We start from the raw sequence: 17,216 nt of genomic DNA on the forward strand, positions 1-17,216 counted from the left end.
CAGTTCACCAGAACGTAGCTTCGCGGCAACTTCACCGAAACCCCCGTCGAGTGAAGCCGCACTTCAATCAAGTGCTATGGCAATACTTATGTCAAGAGTGTTGCCGTTTTTAATACCCTTTTCGACACATTATGGGCTTTATTGATCACTGCGATCTAAGTAACGGATAGTGAGGATCGCCGCCGGCTTCCAGCGGTCCCCGCCTGTCGATGCTGCGCCGCCGGGCGTCACCTCGGCCATCACCCGGGCCACCCCCGTGACGACCCCCGATCCGGCCCCGGGCCCATAACGGCGGTGGTAACGCCGGGTGGGGTGAGGTGACCGTAGCGCCACCCTTCCCGTACGCGAACGGAGCCCTTCGGTGTTCTACTACTTCCCGGACAACTACATGTGGTCCTCGGCCTTCAACCTCGCCCTGATGGCGGGCGGCTCACTCGGCGAGATGAACCGGTGGCTGTCGCCGCTGCGCGAGGGCGAGCCCGACAACGAGGCCTGGGGCAAGGCGTGGGCGGGGATGGCCGAGCAGCAGGAGACGCAGGCCGCGGAGGACCTCTCCGCCGGGCTGCGCCGCAGCGCCGGCCTCCGCTACCTGCGCGCCTCGGTCTACCACGCCAGCGGCGAGCGGCAGATCCCCCCGGGCCCCGAGAAGAGCGCGAGCTACCAGGCATCGCTGGACGCCTTCGAGAAGGCGATCGAGCTGGTGCCGCTGAACGTGGAGCGGATCGAGGTGGACTCGCCCGACGGCGTACTGCCCGGCTACCTCATCCCGGCCAGGACCGCCGAACCCGCCCCGGTCGTGATCTTCTACGGCGGCTTCGACGTCACCAAGGAGTTCCTCTACGGCTTTATCGAGGAGGAGTTCGTCCCCCGGGGCATCAGCTGCCTGGTGATGGACAGCCCCGGCGTGGGCGAGCCGCTGCGGCTGCGCGACGTACCCTCGCGCCCCGACTACGAGGTGCCGACCGCTGCCGTGATCGACTACCTGGAGACCCGCTCCGACGTGGACGCGAGCCGGATCGGCGTGATGGGGATCAGCCTCGGCGGCTACTACGCGCCGCGGTCGACCGCGTTCGAACCCAGGATCAAGGCGTGCGCCGCCTGGGGCGGCATCTGGGACTGGGGCGCCACCTGGGAGAAGCGCTGGGCGACCCGGTCCAAGACCGTGTCCGTGCCGTGGTTCCAACTGCCCTGGGTGATGGGTACCGACACCATGGAGGCCGGCCTGGAACGCGTCAGGCAGTGGACGCTGGTGGACGTACTCCCCAAGATCACCCAACCGCTGCTCATCGTGCACGGCGAGAACGACCGCCAGGTCGCGGTCGAGGACGCGCACAAGGCCTACGCGGCGGCCGGTTCCACGGACAAGACGCTGCGGATCTTCACGGTCGCCGAGGGCGGCGCCGAGCACTGCCAGACCGACGAGCCCGACCCGGCCCGCCAGCTGATCGCCGACTGGTTCGGACAGCGCTTCGGCACCCTGCCCGCGCAGGACTGACCCGCCGCCGTCCACGGGTTCACGAGGGTTTCGTGAGGGTTTCGTGAGAATGAGGAGACATCGGGATGAGCACTGACACCGGCGGCGGGTCCGCACGCAAGGTGACGCTCGACGACGTGCACGCGCTGTGCGACCGGTACCGGAACTGGGGCAGGTGGGGCCCGGACGACCAGCTCGGCACACTCAACCACATCGAGCCGGAGATGGTCGTCGCCGCGGCGGGACTGGTCCGGCAAGGCAAGATCATCTCCTGTGCGCTGCCCTACGACGGCAACGGCCCCCAGAACGGCTGGGGCGGACGGGTCAACCCGCTGCACTTCATGCTGCAGGACGGCGGCGACGCGGCCATCGGCGCCCAGGACCACATGGCCCGGCTGAGGTACGCCGACGACGCGATCTACATGCCCCTGCAGTCGGGCACCCAGTGGGACGCGCTGTCGCACGTGTTCTACGACGGCAAGATGTACAACGGCTACGGGCAGGAGCACGTCTCCAGCACCGGGGCGGAGAAGAACGCGATCCACCTGATGACCGAGAAGGTCGTCGGGCGCGGCGTGCTGCTGGACATCCCCCGCCACCGCGGCGTGCCCTGGCTGGAGCCGGGGCAGGGGATCGACAGCGCCGAACTGGCCGCGTGCGCCGAGTCCCAGGGGGTCGCCGTCGGTCGCGGTGACTTCGTGCTGGTCAGGACCGGTCACATGGCGATGTGCCGGGAACAGGGCGCCTGGGGCGGATACGCCGCGGGCGACGCCCCCGGCCTCACCCTGGACTCGGCGCACTGGATCTGCGGGAACGAGATCGCCGGGGTCGCGACCGACACCTGGGGCATGGAGGTGCGGCCGAACGAGCTGGAGGAGATCTTCCAGCCGGTGCACATCGTGCTGCTGGTCAACGCGGGACTGCTGATCGGCGAGATCTTCGACCTGGAGAAGCTCGCCGAGGACTGCGCGGGCGACGGCGTGTACGAGTTCATGTTCGCCGCGGGGCCGCTCCCGTTCACCAAGGCGGTCGGCTCGCCGCTCAACCCGATGGCGATCAAATGAACATCGACGAACTCGACCGGCTCCCGGTCGCCTGGGAGCCCGACCCCGCCGACTTCCCCGCCACCCCGCTGGGACGGATGGCGGCCAGGCACGGAATCGCCACCTTCGAGGAGGTGGCGGCCCGCGCCGCCGCCGACCCCGAGTGGTTCTGGGGCGCCGCCGCCGACGACGTGCTGCGCTGGCGGCGACCGTACGACACGGTGCTCGACCTGTCGGACGGCCCGCAGTTCCCGCACTTCTTCAAGGGCGGCGGGCTCAACTGGGCCGACTACGCGGTGGACCGGTGGGTCGAGGAGAACCGCGGCGACGACGAGGCGATCGTCTGGGAGGGTGACGACGGCTCGGTCCGCACCGTCACCTACCGCGAACTGAAGGAGCGCATCGACCGGGCCGCGGGCGCGTTCACCGCGCGCGGCGTCGGCGTGGGCGACGTGGTCGCGCTGTACCTGCCGATGGTGCCCGAGGCCGTGGTGGTCGTGCTCGCCGCCGCCAAGATCGGCGCCGTCGTGGCACCGTTCTTCAGCGGCTTCGGCCCCACCCCGGTGCGCGAACGGCTGCTGGACTCCGGCGCCAAGCTGATGGTCACCGCGGACGGCTTCGAGCGCCGGGGCAGGCTCGTCCCGATGAAGGAGACCTTCGACGAGGCCGCCGAGGGCCTGTCGGAGCTGCGTACCGTGCTGGTGGTGCGCCGGCTGGGCCGGGACGCCCCGATGACCGCGGGCCGCGACGAATGGTGGGACGAGGCGCTCGCCGCGGCCGAGCCCGTCGCGGAGACCCCGGTCCTGGACGCCGAGACCCCGTGCATCCTGCTGTACTCCTCGGGCAGCACCGGCCGGCCCAAGGGCTGCCTGCACACCCACTCCGGCCTGCCGTTCAAGTTCGCGCAGGAGGCGAGACACGGGTACGGCATGGACAGGGGCGACCGGCTGCTGTGGCTCACCGACATGGGCTGGGTGATGGGCGTCTACACGATCACCGCCGCCCTCACCAACGGCGCCACCGCCGTGCTGTACGAGGGCACCGCCGACCACCCCACGCCCGACCGGCTCTGGTCGCTGGTCGAGCGGCACCGGGTGACGGTGCTGGGCGTCTCCCCCACCCTGGTCAGGATCCTGGCCGGCCTGGGCGACCGGTGGCCGGACGCGCACGACCTGCCCGACCTGCGGGCGATCTGCAGCACCGGCGAGCCGTGGAACCTGGAGCCGTGGTGGTGGTGCTTCCGCCACGTGGGCAAGGGGCGGACGCCGATCGTCAACATGAGCGGCGGCACCGAGTGCGGCGCGTCCATCGTGAGCGGCTCGGTGCACCGGCCGATCAAACCCGCCGGGTTCTCCGGCCCCACCCTGGGCATGGCGGCCGACGTGTTCGACCCCGACGGGCGCTCGGTCCGGGGCGAGGTGGGCGAACTGGTCGTGCGTGGCCCGTGGCCGGGCATCACCAAGGGCTTGTGGGACGGCCCCGAGCGGTATCTGCGGACGTACTGGAGCCGCTACCCGGGCACCTGGCAGCAGGGCGACTTCGCCTACGTCGACGCCGACGGGCACTGGTTCCTGCTGGGCCGCTCCGACGACACCATCATGCTGGCGGGCAAGCGGGTCGGCCCCGCCGAGATCGAGTCGCTGCTCGTCGACGACCCCGAGGTGGTCGAGGCGGCGGCGGTCGGCGTCCCCGACGAGCTGAAGGGCGAGGCGCTGGTCTGCTTCGTCGTACTCGCAGAAGGCGCCGACCCGGCCCTGGTGCTGCCCAGGCTGGAGGCGTCGGTGGTGGCGAGGGAGGGCAAGGCGACCCGGCCCAAGGCAGTGCACGCGGTGCCCGCGCTGCCGAAGACGCGCAACGGGAAGGTGATGCGGCGGGTGGCGCGGGCGGTCTACATCGGGGCCGACCCGGGCGACGTGACCGCGCTGGAGAGCCCGGAGCCGCTCGCCTCACTGCCACGGCAGGCGAGCACCACCTGACCCACGCACGCCGACGGCACCCCCGCGACTCGCGGGGGCGCCGTCGGCGTTGCGGTGATCCATCCGGCTCATCCGGCTCATCGCGCCGAGGCGCCCGGCCGATCACGAGTACTCCGTCGACGACGCTGCCGTCGACGTCGCGCGTGCGGAAACGCCCCGACCGGTCACGGGTGCACCGTTCGCGACCCGCGGTCGCCCGTCATGCCGGAAGGCGCCCCGGCCGGTCAGCCGGGGCGCCATGGTCACGGCCGGTCAGCCGGCCGGGGCGAGGAGGGCGCGCTTCTCCGCCACGATCTCGGCGAGGGCCTCCTCCAGCGGCCAGCGCGTCTCGTAGCCGTAGTCCCGCCGGAAGTACGTGTCGTCGAAGTTCATCGGCCAGCGGTGGTCGGCGTCGGCGGGCTCGATCCTGGCGCCGGGGATCAACCCGCGCGCGATCTCCGCCATCTCCCCGACGCTGCGGTAGTCGCCGCGCACGTGGTAGGCGTTGTGCAGAGGCTCGGGCCCCTGGCTCGCCCGGACGAACGCGTCGGCCGTGTCGTGGATGTACACCATGTTCATCATCGACCCGGAGTGGAACGCGGGCCGGCCCGTCTCACCGGCCAGCGGCTTGGTGACCAGCTCGTCGATCAGTCGGCGGGCGGTGCCGATCAGGCAGGCGGCGCCGTAGGCCAGGCCGATCCTGATCGAGGTGTTCATCACGCCCAGCGAGCTCCGGTAGTACTCGCCCATCGTCTCGCCGAAGACCTTGCTGCCCTCGTACACGTCGCCGGCGTGGATCCTGGCGTCCTCGGTGATCGGCTCCCCCGCGCCGTACTCGGCCGGGTCGAACAGGGCGGCGCTGCTCGCCAGCACCGTGCGCTCCACGCCGAGCAGCCTGGCCGCCTCCAGCACGTTGTAGGTGCCGACGATGTTCGACTGGATGCACTGCCCGCGCTGCGCCGCCGACCGGTCGTGCAACTCGGCGGCGAGGTGGATGATCCGGTCCGCCCGGTGCGTGCTGACCAGGTCGGCGACGAGCGCGAAGTCGGTGACGTCCCCCTCGACGAAGGTGAGCGCGTCCGGGGCGCCGGACGGCTCGGCCGCCCACTCGGGCCGCCGGTCGAGCGCGACGACCCGGTGGCCGTCGCGCAGCAGCCGGTCGACGACGTACGAGCCGATGAACCCGGTCGCGCCGGTGACCAGATAGGTCATCGTGATTACTCCTGACTTTCAAGGGATTGAGGAAGTGCGGGGAGAGGGTGCGTCACGCGGTGCTCGGGCGGTATCCGGCGTCGACCTGGAGCGCGGCACCGGTGACCGAGCGGGCGTCGTCCGAGGCCAGGTAGGCGAAGGCCGCCGCGACCTCCTGCGGATCGATCATCCGGCCGAGCGCCGTCCTGGCCGCGTACCTCGCCTCCAGGCCGTCGTCCGCCGCGCCCGCCGCCGCGAAGATCGCGGTCTTCGCCGGACCCGGCACGACCGCGTTGACCCGCACCCCGTCGGGGCCGTACGCGAGGGCGAGCGAACGGGTCAGGTGCACCACGGCCGCCTTGGCCAGCCCGTACGCCGGGGCGCCGGGGGTGGGCCACAGCGCCGCCGCCGAGGCCGTGTTCAGGATGACGCCACCGCCGCGTGGCCGCATGGTCGCAAGGGCCGCGCGGCAGCCGTACCAGACCCCGGCCACGCAGATCCGCCACAGGCGCTCGAAGTCCTCGTCCGCGCCGTCGGCGTCGATCGGACCGCCGGCGATGACGCCGGCGTTGTTCACCGCGATGTCGCACCGGCCGAAACGGTCCACGGCCGCCGTGAAGACGGCCTCCACCTGCTCGGCGCTGCCGACGTCGGCGCGCTGGAACACCACCCGCTCTCCCGAGGGGTCGATCTCGGCGGCGACGGCGGCGGCAGACTCGGCGAGGTCGGCGAGCACCACCGAGGCGCCCTCGGCGAAGAAGCGCTCGACCGTGGCGCGCCCGATGCCCGAGCCGCCGCCGGTGACCACGGCCGTACGACCGTCCAGCCGCCCGCTCACGGCGCCGGTCACAGGGCCGGTCGCTGGGCCGGTCGCGGTGCCGGTCGCGGTGCCGGTCGCGGTGCCGGTCACAGGGCCGGTCACAGGGCCGGTCACAGGGCCGGTCGCGGAGTCTGCCATGGGGCCGGTCACGACGCACCGCCCGACGGGCGCAGGTGCTTGTCCAGGAAGGCCCCGGCGATCTCGGCGGTGGTGTCCGTCAGCGGTCCCATCGGCCCGCCGTGGCCGCCCTCCGGCGGCAGGTGCAGCTCCTTCGGCTCCCCGGCCCGTGCGTACACGGCCCGGGAGTGGTCGGCGGAGATCACCGTGTCGTCGACCGGGGTGATCAGGCACAGCGCGCGCGGCGCGATGGCGGGTGCGAGGCTCTCCGGCGAGAAGTCCAGCGCCAGCCGGACGTTCTCCAGCGGGTATCCCTCGGGGTAGACCGACTGGATGAACGCGGCCTCGGCGTCGAGGGCCGGGCTCGGCGGCAGCGGCATCAGCACCGACAGCGGCACCCGCTCCCCCACCCCGGTACGCGCACCCTCCGCGCCACCCTCCCCGGACCCGGTACGCGCACCCTCCGCGCCGTCCCCTCCGGACCCGTTGCGCGCCCGCTCCGCGTCGTCGCGATCCAGCCGCGCCAGCAGCGCGGGCAGGTCCGCCCCGTGCAGCTCCTCCAGCCAGCGCCGCCCGTCGGCGAGCGGGACCAGCGAGAGGCACGCCTTCAGCCGCTCGTCGGCGGCCGCGGCGGCGACCGCGATCGCCCCGCCGAAGCTGGCGCCCATCACGCCCAGCGCCGAGCCGTCGATCTCCGGCCGTCCGGCCAGGTAGGTCGCGGCGGCGGAGACGTCGCGTACCTGCTCGGCCGGGTCGCAGCGCAGCCGGACACCCTCGCTGTCGCCGAAACCGCGGTGGTCGATGGCGAGGACGGCGTACCCGCGCTGGGCGAGCCGCCCGGCGAGCGGCAGCACGCGGAAGTTCACCGCGCCGCTCCAGCCGTGGCTCGCGACGAGGGCCGGTACCACCCCGGCCCGCTCCCTCGGCGTCACCAGGACGCCGCGCAACCGCAGGCCGTCGCTCTGGAAGTGGACGATCTCGGCGTCGACCTCGGGGCCGCCGGAGAGGTTGAGCTGGATGCCGTCGTCTGCCGACACGATCACGTGGCAGGACCCCCGTTCGGATGGTTCCGGTACTCGGCGCCACGTAACGCGACCCCCCATTACCCGCCGCGTTACGCCGTGCGCGGGTGCGACCGGGTGCTCTCGACCGGGTGTAGTGAGGGCGGGAGAAAGGAGCCCGGCATGGGCAAGGGACCGCTGCCGATCGAGGCGGACGAACTGTACGACTACCTGCTGACGCGCAAGAGCCTGCACCTGGCCACGCTGAACCCCGACGGCTCGCCGCACCTGGCCACGATGTGGTTCGGCCTGATCGACCATGACATCGTGATGTGGACCCAGCGGAGCTCGGTGAAGGCGCGCAACCTGCGGAACGACCCCCGGATCACCTGCCTGGTGGAGTCCGGCGACGACTACTCCGAGCTGAAGGGCCTGACCGTGTCGGGCCGGGTGGACCTCGTCGAGGACGACGAGTCCATGCTGCGCATCGGCGAGGCGATCATCTCGCGCAACTACCCCGAGCCCGGCAGGCCCGACTACCGGAAGATGGCGCTGTCGGGCCTGCGGGTCGGCATCGTGGTCCGCCCCGAGCACTGGTCGAGCTGGGACTTCGCCCGAACGGCAAAGCGCCGCTAGGACCCGCCGCGGCCCTGTCCGGCAGGGCGGCTCAGGACGGCTGAGCGCGGTTCAGTGCTGCTCAGGGCTGGTCGGCCAACCGGGAACGCTCGGTCGCGGGCCACCCGGCGACCAGTGCGCCACTCGGCCGGCCTGGACCGCTCGGCCGACCGGGGACGCCCTGCCGCAGGGCCGCTCCCACCCCAGGGCCGCTCGGGCGGCCGAGGTCGCCCGACCGCGAAGCCACTCAGCCCCTCGGGGCCGGGGCCGTCGCGAGGGCGGGCAGCAACTCGCCGAGTACGGCGGCCCCGTGCCGGTCCGACTCGTCAAGCGGGTGCAGGATCAGGTCGGTGACACCCAGCCCGGCCAGTTCGGCCAGTTGCTCGGCACAGGACTCGACGTCCCCGTAGACGGTGGCCTCCCTGCCGTGCTCGGGGCTTCCGTAGAAGGCGGAGAACCAGGCGTCGACCGTCTGCTCGGCCCGGGAGCGCCGCGGTTCGACGAGCAGGTACACCCGCTTGGCCACGGCCAGGGTCTCCCTGGCCCGCCCCTCCTCGGCGAGGACCTCGTCCAGCCGGACGGCCAGCTCGGCGAACCGCGCGGTGGGCTGCCGTCCGGCCGCGACCCAGCCCGATCCGAGCCGCGCCGCCCGGCGCAGCGCGGGGACCGACCCGCCGCCGACCCAGAGCGGGGGCGGCGCGACCGGGCGCGGGCTGATCCCGACCCCGGTGAAGGGCCAGATCGGGCCTTCGTGGTCGACCTCGTCCTCGGTCCAGAGCCGGCGCACCGCGACGAGGAACTCGTCCAGCACCGCCCCCGGCCCCCAGTCGTCCAGTCGCAGCGAGGGGAACAGCCGGCGGTCGCCGCTGCCGACCCCGACGACCAACCGGCCGTCACCGCCGAGCCGGTCGAGGCTCGCCAGTTCCTTGGCCGCGGTGATCGGGTTGCGCCCCGGGGCGACCAGCACCGCGACCCCCAGCCGCACCCGTGAGGTGTGCGCCGCGGCGAAGCCGAGCATGCCGACCGGCTCCGGCGTCGGCGTCCGGCCCGCGAGCTGGTCCAGGGTCCACAGCGCGTCGACCGGCGAGGCGTCGGCCTCGCGCAGCCAGGTCGCGATCTCCTTGGGGGCGGTGCCGGCGGCGAAGCGCAGCGGCAGGTTGAGCCCGATCCGCGGTCGTGCAACGGCGGACACTCGTGCCTCCTCGGCGACGGCGTCTCGCCGTCGCGAAACGGTGGCGGCCAGCGTGTCCGGGCGCACGTTACCCCCGACGTTACGAACCGCGTCCGTAACTTCGGGGTGAACGGCGGCAGACAAAGATCACAATCACCGAGCAGGAGGGACAAGCATGGCAGTCGAACGGTTCCCGGTCGAGGGGGGCCACATCATGATGTTCGCGCGGGCCATAGGCGACCTCGACCCCGCCTACCACGGCGCGATGACCGGTACTCCCGCGATCGCCCCGCCGACCTTCGTCTGGGCGGCCGACCACTACGACCCCGACAGCGCGGTCCGCCCGAAGCCGGGCGAGCCGTGGGTCGGGTCGGGGAGCACGCCGTCGGGGACCGGCGGCCCCGAGTCGGCCGACCTCGGCCTGCACGCCGAGCAGCGGTTCGAGTATCACCGGCCTGTGCGCGAGGGCGACGTGCTGAGCGCGGTGGACCGCCCCGGCCGTACCTGGACCAAGGAGGGCCGGCGCGGCGGTGCGCTCACCTTCGCCGAGCGGGTCACCGAGTACCGCGACCAGAACGGCGAACCGGTCGTCACCTCGACCCTGGTGACGGTGCGGACCGCCCGTCCGGTCGGAGCGGGCGAATGAGCGCCGTCCCCCCCGCCGCCGCGAACAGCGCGGTGGACCTCACGCTGGACGTCGCGGTGGGCCAGACCAGGGAGCTGACGCTGGTCAGGGACCTCACCCGGACCAGGATCGTCCAGTACGCGGGCGCGTCCGGCGACTTCAACCCGGTGCACACCGACGAGCGGTTCGCGGTGGAGGCCGCCGGTTACCCGTCGGTGTTCGCGCACGGCATGCTCACGATGGGGATGGCCGGCCGGGTGATCACCGAGTGGTTCGGTCCCGAGTCGCCGCTCCGGTACGAGGCACGGTTCCGCACCCCGGTCTTCCCCGGCGCGACACTGACCGCGCGGGCCGAGGTCGAGTCGGTGGACGGCTCGGCGGGAACGGCCACGGTCACGCTTGCCGTGACCGACCAGCACGGCGCGGTCGTGATGACGGGCACCGCCGTGGTACGCACATCCGCCGGTGGCGCCGGCTCCGAGGACAAGTGACGGCCGCCGCACCGCGCGCCGACGAAGGAGAGGAAACGTCATGCCTGATGGGAACGAACTGATCGGCCGCGTCGGCTTCGGAAGCGGCACGATGATCGCGCAGGGGTACGGCGCGGTGGACGAGGAGTCCGCCCGGGGCGCCGTCGACGCCGCGTACACGGCCGGGGTGCGGTTCTTCGACACCGCGCACTTCTACGGTTCCGGCCGGTCGGAGGCGATCGTCGGCGAGATGCTGGAGGGCCGGCGCGAGGAGGTCCGGCTGTGCACCAAGGGAGGCGTGCGCTACAGCGACCCGACGAACCTGCTCACCCTGGTCTGCGACTCCTCCTACGACGCGCTGCGCCGGTTCATGGACGAGTCGCTGACCCGGCTGCGCACCGACCAGGTCGATGTGTACCTGCTGCACCAGTTCGACCCGGCGCTCACCCCCGAGCAGCAGATGGAGAACCTGCAGCGGCTCAAGGACGAGGGCCTCGTCCGCGACGTCGGCTTCTGCAACTTCGGCGCCGAGGCGAGCCGGCGGGCCCTCGCCACCGGCATCCCGTCCGCGGTCGAGTACAGCTTCAGCCTGCTCGACCACCGCTACCTGACCGAGCTGTCGGACGCCGGGGCGCGCGGCGGGCTGCGCGTCACCTACGGCTCGTACGTGCACGGTCTGCTGTCGGAGAACTTCCGCCCCGACCACGAGTTCGAGCCGGAGGACTGGCGCGGCCGCAGCCGACGCGAGGGCCGCTCGGGGACGTCGGGCAACGTGTTCTTCGCCGGGGACGCCTTCGCCGCCAACGTCGCGATCGCCGGGCGGCTGCGGGAGCTGGCCGGGTCGCTGGGCCTCTCGCTGGCCGCGTTCACCCTCGCCCTGACCGTGCGGGAGCCGTACTCGGACATCGCGCTGTTCGGCTGCCGCAACGCGTCCGAGGTGGCGGACGGGCTGAGCGGCCTCGCGGTGGAGCTCGACGAGGAGGTGCTCGCCCGGGTGGCGGAGATCCTGTCGGCCGCCGACCGGCCCACCGAGAACCTGCTGGGTCGGTGAATCGGCCGATCCGCCCTGATTCGACCACTGCCGTCCGCGAATCGGCCAGGTCCGTCCCTAATCGACCGTTGCCGTTCGCGAATCGGCCAGGTCCGTCCTGAACCGTTCGCGAATCGGCCAGGTCCGTCCTGAATCGCCGGTTGCCGTCCCCGAGTTCGCCGTAAATCGGCCGTCGCCGTCCGCGAATCGGCCAGGTCTGTCCTGATTCGACCGTTGCCGTCTGTGACCCCGTGACTCCGCCCGCCCAACGTAACGCGCACGTTAACGAGACCTCCGCAGTATCTGGTCCTGCCGGCGCTTCGCCGTCACGTCCCAGGTGGCTCCCCGCAGCGGAGCCGGCGATATGAGAGGTTCACATGCGAAAGAGCAAACTCGGAATAGCTGTTCTCGGGATAGCCATGCTGGCGACGGCGTGCGGCTCCGGCGGTGACGAGGGAAGCACCGCGCAGTCGGGCGGCCTGCCCGCCACCATCAAGATCGGTGTTCCGCTGGACGTCAGCGGCGCCGCGGGCATCGCCGGTGTGGGGACCAGCGAGCGCGACGGCGTACGACTCGCGACCAAGGAGATCAACGACACCGGTTTCCTGGGCAGCTCGAAGATCGAGCTGGTGGAGATCGACACGAAGGCGGACAAGCAGGAGGCCGTGCAGGCGGTGCTCAAGCTCGCCTCCGACCAGGTCGACGCGGTCGTCGGCTTCACCCTCACCCCGTCGTTCCTCGCCGCGGGACCGCAACTGCAGCAGAACGGCATCCCGACCATGGCGGTCGGCCTCTCCTCGGGCGGCGTCACCGAGATCGGCGACTACATGTTCCGTCTCTATCCCGACATGGCCAACGTGATGCCCCCGGCCGACAAGGAGTTCGCCGCCGCGTTCGGCGACCTCAAGACCGCGGCGTACCTGTACCAGAGCGACTCCGAGGCGGCCAAGAACGTCATCGGCAAGCGCCAGGAGGCACTGGAGCAGGCCGGTCTCCAGACCTTGGGCACCGAGACCTTCGTCGGCACCGACACCGACGTGCGCGCCCAGCTGACCAAGCTCAAGCAGCTGAACCCCGACGTGCTGGTCACCATGCCGCTGCCCGGCATGATGAGCACGATCTACCTGCAGCTCGACGAGATCGGCTTCGACAAGCAGGTGTTCATGGCGCCGGACGTCAGCGACGCCACCATGGAGCAGGCCGGCGAGGCCATGCAGTGCTTCGTGTACGTGACGGCCTGGAACGGCCAGAGCAGTGAGGGCAACAACAGCCACTTCCTGGATTACTGGAAGCAGAACGGCGCGCAGCGCTCCGCCACCGTCTTCGAGGCGGCCGGTTACGCGTCGCTGTGGTCGATGGCGCACGCCTTCAAGAACGCCGGCAGCAACGACAAGAAGGCCGTCCGGGACGCGCTGGCGGCCCTGAGCGACCTCGACACCCCGTTCGGCAAGATCGGCTTCACCCAGAACCGGGCCGCCGACGTCAAGGGCACCAAGCTCCAGATCGTGGACAGCAAGATCACCCTGTTCGACGAGCAGAAGTCCCCCGGCTGCAAGGCCTGACCCGCGCCACCCGCCCTGACGCCCAGACCGACCCGACCGCCCAGACCGACCCGCCGCCCCGGCACGCCGCACCACGGTGTGCCGGGGCGTCGTCGTCGGCGGGTGCCCCCACCACCCGTCACCCCCGCCGCCCATCGCCCCTGCCGCCCATCCCGGAGGAAACCTCGCGATGACCTTCAAAATCGACCACCTCGTCCACGCCAACGTGGTCTGCAGCGACTTCGACCGGTCGCTCGACTTCTACACCCGCCTGCTCGGCGCCCGGGTCCTCGGGCAGCCGTTCGAGTTCGACGCCGGAGACGACTTCCGTACGATCCTGGACGTCACCGGGCCGGTCCGCTGCAAGGCGGCCCTGCTCAGCTGGAGCTCCCGGGACACCGACACCTATCTGGACCTGCTGCACTTCACCGACGACGGCGGCGCACCGGCGCCGCGCACGGCCAAGGACGCGGGGCTCGCCCGCCTGGGGCTGCGGGTCGAGGACATGGACACCACGATGGCCTGGATCACCGAGCACGGCATCCCCGTGGTCGGCGGGCCGGTCACGCTCGTCCCCATGCCGGGCCGCGAGCGGCGCGTGGTCACCATCCTCGACCCCGACGGGACGCTGCTGAACCTGATGGAGTTCTCCGGCCCCTCCGCACCCCCGGCCGGGAGCGGGCGCGGATGACCGGCGCCGCCGCCCCGCGCGGGACACCGATAACGGCCGCGACCATACCCCCGCCGGGCTCTCCCGCTCACGTAACGCCGGTGTTAACGAGGAAACGCAACGCTGGCCCCGATCTCGTCACACCGCGGACAGCCAGGGCCGGGGCCACGAGAGGGAACGGAGGACGGTGTGCAACAGACCATTAACGGCTTGGCCTTGGGGAGTACCTACGCCCTGTTGGGCGTGGGCGTCACCCTGGTCTGGGGTGTTCTCAACCTCCTCAACTTCGCCCATGCGCAGATCCTGACCTGGGGCACCTTCGCCGCCCTGGCCTCGCTGCGCCTGGGCGTCCCCGTACCGGTCGCGATCCTGGTGGGCATGGTGGCGGCCGGTGTGCTGTCGGTGCTGATCGACCTGGTCGTCCTCGCACCGCTGCGCGGTCGCAAGGCACCGGAGTTCTCCTTCGTGGTCGCGACGATCGGCGTCTCGCTGGTGCTCACCACGGTGCTGCGCACCTACACCGACGCGCAGACCGAGGCGTTCCCCCGGCAGGGTTTCCCGGTCGGCGCCTTCGAGTTCGCCGGCCAGAACGTGCCCCGGCTCCAGGTGGTCATGTTCGTGATCGCGGTGGTGGCGATGGTGGGCCTCGCGTACTGGCTGAACCGGACCAAGTCCGGCCGGTCCGTCCGCGCGGTGGCCCACGACCGGGAGACCGCCGAGCTGCTCGGTGTGAACAGCCAGCTCGTCTTCTCGATCTGTTTCTTCGTCGCCGGCGCGCTCGCCGCGGTGGCGGGCATCTTCGTCGCCGCGTCGGCGGCGCAGGTGTCGTACTCGTCCGGCGACGGGCTGCTGCTCATCGCCTTCGCGGTGATCATCCTCGGCGGCATGGGCTCGGTGAAGGGCGCGATCATCGGCGGTCTCGTCCTCGGCGTGGTCGAGGTCTACGCCACCACCTACGTCTCCAGCTCGTTCAGGGAGATCATCGCGTTCGCCGTCATCCTCGCGATGCTGGTCGCGCGGCCGTCCGGGTTCTTCGGCAAGAAGGAGGCCGCCCGTGTTTGAGTGGCTCGAACCGCTCCAGCTGTTCCGGCTGGACACCGCGCTCATCCTCACCCTGCTCGTGATCAGCGTGCACATCACGTTCCGGGTCGGCATCATGTCGCTCGCCCCGATGGGGTTCGCCGCGGTCGGCGGCTACACCGCGGCCCTCATCGCGACCAAGTCCGAGCTGCCGTTCGCGATCGGCCTGCTCGCCGCCACGGTGCTGGCGGGCATGATCGGCGCGCTGTTCGCCCCGCCGGTGCTGCGGTTGCGCGGCATCTACATGGCCCTGGGCAGCCTGGCCCTCGCCCAGGCCATCGTGGTGCTGATCCGGATCAACGACTACACCAACGGTCCGAACGGCATCGCCGGCATCCCGGTCGAGGTCAGGACCGAGCACCTGGTTGTCGCGCTGCTGGTGGCGTTCGTACTGCTTGAGCTCAGCCACCGCTCCTACTTCGGCCGGGCCGCCAAGGCGGTACGGCTGGACGAGCGCACCGCGGAGGGCATGGGGGTGAACGTGTTCCGCGTCCGGTTCGTGAGCTTCACCGCGGCCGCCGCCGTCGCCGGGTGCGCGGGTGCCCTGGAGGCGCACCGCACCACGGTGATCAGCCCCGACCAGTACGGCTTCGCCACGCTGGTCATCGTGTTCACCTACGTGCTGGTGGGCGGCAACGGGCACTGGGCGGGGCCGATCCTGGTCACCTGGGGGCTCACGATCCTGCGCGACTCGCTGCACTTCGCGGGTTCCAACTGGGAGGACGTCATCTACGGCGTGCTGCTCGTCGTGATCCTGCTGGTCGCGCCGAACGGCCTGTCCGACCGCTCGCTCTACCGGGGCCTGCGGCGCCGCTGGCGCGGCAGACGGGACCAGCCCGCGCCCACCGTCCAAGACCCTGCCGAGAAGGTGGCGAGCCGATGACCGCGCTGCTGGAGTTGTCCGGAGTCAGCAAGCATTTCGGCGGTATGAAGGCCGTGAACGACGTCTCGTTCTCCGTGGGAGAGGGCGCCATCTACGGCCTGATCGGCCCCAACGGCGCGGGTAAGACCACGGTGGTCAACCTGATCAGCGGCTACCTGAAGCCCACCGCCGGGCGGATCACCCTCGCCGGGTCCGATCTCGCCGACCTGCGCCCGCACCGGCTCGCCGCCGCGGGCATCGCCCGCACCTACCAGAACCTGAAGCTCTTCGACGAGAGCACCGTCCTGGAGAACGTGCTGATCGGCCGGCATCTGTCCTTCAAGGGCCGCCGCTGGCAGCTCGGCCGGGTGCGCAGGCGTGAGGAGGCCGAGCAGCACGAGGTGGCGCGGCGGCTGATCGACCGGGTCGGCCTCACCTCGGTGATCGACGTGGACGTGGCCGAGCTCTCCTACGGCATGCGGCGACGGGTCGAGATCGCCAGGGCGATGGCCACCGAGCCTCGGCTGCTGCTGCTCGACGAGCCGACCGCCGGAATGAACCGGGCCGAGTCCGACGACATCGGACGGCTCATCCAGATGATCAATGACGAGGGCGTGACCGTGCTGCTCGTCGACCACAACGTGCGACTGGTCACCGAGGTCTGCCACCGGGTCGTCGTCCTGGACTGGGGCAGCGTGCTCACCGAGGCCGGCCCGCACGAGGTGTGGCAGGACGAGCGGGTCAAGACGGCCTACCTCGGCGTCAAGGAACGTCGCACAGCGGACACCGTGGAGGCACCGGATGCTGGTCGTTGATTCCCTGGTCACCCGTTACGGCGCCGTCGAAGCGCTGCACGGGGTGAGCCTGGAGGTCGGTGCGGGCGAGGCCGTGGCCCTGGTCGGGCCGAACGGCGCGGGCAAGACGACCCTGCTGCGCACGATCTCCGGTCTGGTACGGCCGACGGCCGGGACCGTGACGATCGACGGCAGGGCGACCGGGCGCCGCGCCGCCTACCGGGTCGCCCGGCTGGGCGTCAGCCACGTGCCCGAGGGCCGGGCGATCCTGTCCCCCCTCACCGTGAAGGACAACCTGCTCATGGGCGGCAGCCGGCTGCCCGGTTCCGAGGCCGGCGAGCGGATGGACGAGATGATCGAACTGTTCCCGGTGCTGGGACGGCGGATCGACTCCCTCGGCGGCGTGCTGTCCGGCGGCGAGCAGCAGATGCTCGCGATCGCGCGCGGGCTGATGGCCCGCCCGCGGTTGCTCATGATCGACGAGCCGTCGATGGGGCTCGCCCCGCGCATCGTGGGCGACGTGCTGGACGCGCTGCACCGGGTGGTCGCCACCGGCACCGCGGTGCTGGTGGCGGAACAGAACGTGGGCCTCGCGCTGGAGGTGGCCGACCGGGCGTACGTGATGGTGGTCGGGGACATCGTGGCGTCCGGGCGCAGCGAGGACATGGACGAGAACAGCCTGCTGGAGACCTACCTGGCCTGAGGCTTTCCCGTCTTTCCGACGTCCCGGTGGTCCGGCCTCCCCCGGCCCGGACCA

Annotated in this window: 17 protein-coding genes; 13 read left to right on the forward strand and 4 right to left on the reverse strand. The window is 71.5% G+C overall.

The features are described 5' to 3' along the window. The first annotated feature begins 361 nt into the window (after nucleotides 1-361). The 3 genes from ACFY3V_RS05545 to ACFY3V_RS05555 all read left to right on the forward strand — a co-directional run bounded on the left by ACFY3V_RS05545 (nucleotide 362) and on the right by ACFY3V_RS05555 (nucleotide 4,493). Entirely contained in the window at nucleotides 362-1,495 is a 1,134-nt protein-coding gene (locus tag ACFY3V_RS05545) for an alpha/beta fold hydrolase (RefSeq protein ID WP_362896510.1), read from the forward strand. A 65-nt stretch (nucleotides 1,496-1,560) separates the two neighbouring features. After that, nucleotides 1,561-2,538, forward strand: a complete 978-nt coding sequence (locus ACFY3V_RS05550) for a cyclase family protein (protein WP_389770353.1) — start codon at nucleotides 1,561-1,563, stop codon at nucleotides 2,536-2,538. Continuing rightward, nucleotides 2,535-4,493, forward strand: a complete 1,959-nt coding sequence (locus ACFY3V_RS05555) for an AMP-binding protein (protein WP_362896514.1) — start codon at nucleotides 2,535-2,537, stop codon at nucleotides 4,491-4,493. The genes ACFY3V_RS05550 and ACFY3V_RS05555 overlap by 4 nt, the downstream gene beginning before the upstream one ends. Nucleotides 4,494-4,745: 252 nt before the next feature. Here the strand turns inward: ACFY3V_RS05555 and ACFY3V_RS05560 are convergent, their stop codons facing one another. The 3 genes from ACFY3V_RS05560 to ACFY3V_RS05570 are packed head-to-tail and all read right to left on the reverse strand — an operon-like array spanning nucleotide 4,746 to nucleotide 7,643. Further along, the gene (locus ACFY3V_RS05560) at nucleotides 4,746-5,684 is read right to left on the reverse strand and encodes an NAD(P)-dependent oxidoreductase (protein ID WP_350942950.1); all 939 of its coding nucleotides are present in this window, start codon (nucleotides 5,682-5,684) and stop codon (nucleotides 4,746-4,748) included. Between the two features lie 52 nt (nucleotides 5,685-5,736). After that, nucleotides 5,737-6,585 (reverse strand): SDR family NAD(P)-dependent oxidoreductase, encoded by an 849-nt coding sequence (locus tag ACFY3V_RS05565; RefSeq protein ID WP_389770359.1) that lies wholly within the window; start codon nucleotides 6,583-6,585, stop codon nucleotides 5,737-5,739. Nucleotides 6,586-6,629: 44 nt separating this feature from the next. After that, a complete protein-coding gene (locus ACFY3V_RS05570; protein ID WP_389770361.1) occupies nucleotides 6,630-7,643 on the reverse strand; it encodes an alpha/beta hydrolase in 1,014 nt (337 codons plus the stop codon). Nucleotides 7,644-7,784: 141 nt separating this feature from the next. Here ACFY3V_RS05570 and ACFY3V_RS05575 point away from each other — a divergent pair, with 141 nt between their 5' ends. Beyond that, on the forward strand, nucleotides 7,785-8,237 hold the full coding sequence (locus tag ACFY3V_RS05575) for a TIGR03618 family F420-dependent PPOX class oxidoreductase (RefSeq protein WP_362896521.1): 453 nt from the start codon (nucleotides 7,785-7,787) through the stop codon (nucleotides 8,235-8,237). A gap of 226 nt (nucleotides 8,238-8,463) precedes the next feature. On the opposite strand, the gene ACFY3V_RS05580 is transcribed toward ACFY3V_RS05575, so the two are convergent. Beyond that, the gene (locus ACFY3V_RS05580) at nucleotides 8,464-9,408 is read right to left on the reverse strand and encodes an LLM class flavin-dependent oxidoreductase (RefSeq protein ID WP_389770366.1); all 945 of its coding nucleotides are present in this window, start codon (nucleotides 9,406-9,408) and stop codon (nucleotides 8,464-8,466) included. Between the two features lie 154 nt (nucleotides 9,409-9,562). On the opposite strand from ACFY3V_RS05580, the gene ACFY3V_RS05585 reads away from it, so the two are divergent. The 9 genes from ACFY3V_RS05585 (at nucleotide 9,563) to ACFY3V_RS05625 (ending at nucleotide 17,162) form a co-directional block, all read left to right on the forward strand. Further along, a complete protein-coding gene (locus ACFY3V_RS05585) occupies nucleotides 9,563-10,033 on the forward strand; it encodes a MaoC family dehydratase N-terminal domain-containing protein (RefSeq protein WP_350942942.1) in 471 nt (156 codons plus the stop codon). After that, nucleotides 10,030-10,503, forward strand: a complete 474-nt coding sequence (locus ACFY3V_RS05590) for a MaoC/PaaZ C-terminal domain-containing protein (RefSeq protein WP_362896527.1) — start codon at nucleotides 10,030-10,032, stop codon at nucleotides 10,501-10,503. The genes ACFY3V_RS05585 and ACFY3V_RS05590 overlap by 4 nt, the downstream gene beginning before the upstream one ends. Before the next feature lie 40 nt (nucleotides 10,504-10,543). Further along, a complete protein-coding gene (locus ACFY3V_RS05595; RefSeq protein ID WP_389770371.1) occupies nucleotides 10,544-11,533 on the forward strand; it encodes an aldo/keto reductase in 990 nt (329 codons plus the stop codon). A gap of 356 nt (nucleotides 11,534-11,889) precedes the next feature. Beyond that, nucleotides 11,890-13,074 carry an ABC transporter substrate-binding protein gene (locus ACFY3V_RS05600; protein ID WP_350942937.1) on the forward strand — a complete coding sequence of 395 codons (1,185 nt, stop codon included), beginning with the start codon at nucleotides 11,890-11,892 and terminating at the stop codon, nucleotides 13,072-13,074. Nucleotides 13,075-13,243: 169 nt separating this feature from the next. Beyond that, complete coding sequence (locus ACFY3V_RS05605; protein ID WP_362896530.1) at nucleotides 13,244-13,744, forward strand: VOC family protein; 501 nt, start codon at nucleotides 13,244-13,246, stop codon at nucleotides 13,742-13,744. 189 nt (nucleotides 13,745-13,933) lie between these two features. Continuing rightward, nucleotides 13,934-14,785 carry a branched-chain amino acid ABC transporter permease gene (locus ACFY3V_RS05610; RefSeq protein ID WP_350942934.1) on the forward strand — a complete coding sequence of 284 codons (852 nt, stop codon included), beginning with the start codon at nucleotides 13,934-13,936 and terminating at the stop codon, nucleotides 14,783-14,785. Then, nucleotides 14,778-15,686 (forward strand): branched-chain amino acid ABC transporter permease, encoded by a 909-nt coding sequence (locus ACFY3V_RS05615; protein ID WP_350942933.1) that lies wholly within the window; start codon nucleotides 14,778-14,780, stop codon nucleotides 15,684-15,686. The genes ACFY3V_RS05610 and ACFY3V_RS05615 overlap by 8 nt, the downstream gene beginning before the upstream one ends. Beyond that, entirely contained in the window at nucleotides 15,683-16,480 is a 798-nt protein-coding gene (locus ACFY3V_RS05620; RefSeq protein ID WP_350942932.1) for an ABC transporter ATP-binding protein, read from the forward strand. Before ACFY3V_RS05615 ends, ACFY3V_RS05620 begins: the two co-directional genes overlap by 4 nt. Further along, a complete protein-coding gene (locus ACFY3V_RS05625; protein WP_350942931.1) occupies nucleotides 16,467-17,162 on the forward strand; it encodes an ABC transporter ATP-binding protein in 696 nt (231 codons plus the stop codon). Before ACFY3V_RS05620 ends, ACFY3V_RS05625 begins: the two co-directional genes overlap by 14 nt. Nucleotides 17,163-17,216: the final 54 nt, after the last annotated feature.

This window comes from Streptosporangium sp. NPDC000095 (assembly GCF_042899335.1).
Lineage (GTDB): Bacteria > Actinomycetota > Actinomycetes > Streptosporangiales > Streptosporangiaceae > Streptosporangium.

Bases quoted from the DNA above. Each gene is read 5' to 3' on its own strand.
- ACFY3V_RS05600 (WP_350942937.1), top strand. From the start codon at position 11,890: ATGCGAAAGAGCAAACTCGGAATAGCTGTTCTCGGGATAGCCATGCTG.
- ACFY3V_RS05555 (WP_362896514.1), top strand. From the start codon at position 2,535: ATGAACATCGACGAACTCGACCGGCTCCCGGTCGCCTGGGAGCCCGAC.
- ACFY3V_RS05585 (WP_350942942.1), top strand. From the start codon at position 9,563: ATGGCAGTCGAACGGTTCCCGGTCGAGGGGGGCCACATCATGATGTTC.
- ACFY3V_RS05560 (WP_350942950.1), bottom strand. From the start codon at position 5,684: ATGACCTATCTGGTCACCGGCGCGACCGGGTTCATCGGCTCGTACGTC.
- ACFY3V_RS05595 (WP_389770371.1), top strand. From the start codon at position 10,544: ATGCCTGATGGGAACGAACTGATCGGCCGCGTCGGCTTCGGAAGCGGC.
- ACFY3V_RS05605 (WP_362896530.1), top strand. From the start codon at position 13,244: ATGACCTTCAAAATCGACCACCTCGTCCACGCCAACGTGGTCTGCAGC.
- ACFY3V_RS05590 (WP_362896527.1), top strand. From the start codon at position 10,030: ATGAGCGCCGTCCCCCCCGCCGCCGCGAACAGCGCGGTGGACCTCACG.
- ACFY3V_RS05620 (WP_350942932.1), top strand. From the start codon at position 15,683: ATGACCGCGCTGCTGGAGTTGTCCGGAGTCAGCAAGCATTTCGGCGGT.
- ACFY3V_RS05550 (WP_389770353.1), top strand. From the start codon at position 1,561: ATGAGCACTGACACCGGCGGCGGGTCCGCACGCAAGGTGACGCTCGAC.
- ACFY3V_RS05625 (WP_350942931.1), top strand. From the start codon at position 16,467: ATGCTGGTCGTTGATTCCCTGGTCACCCGTTACGGCGCCGTCGAAGCG.
- ACFY3V_RS05575 (WP_362896521.1), top strand. From the start codon at position 7,785: ATGGGCAAGGGACCGCTGCCGATCGAGGCGGACGAACTGTACGACTAC.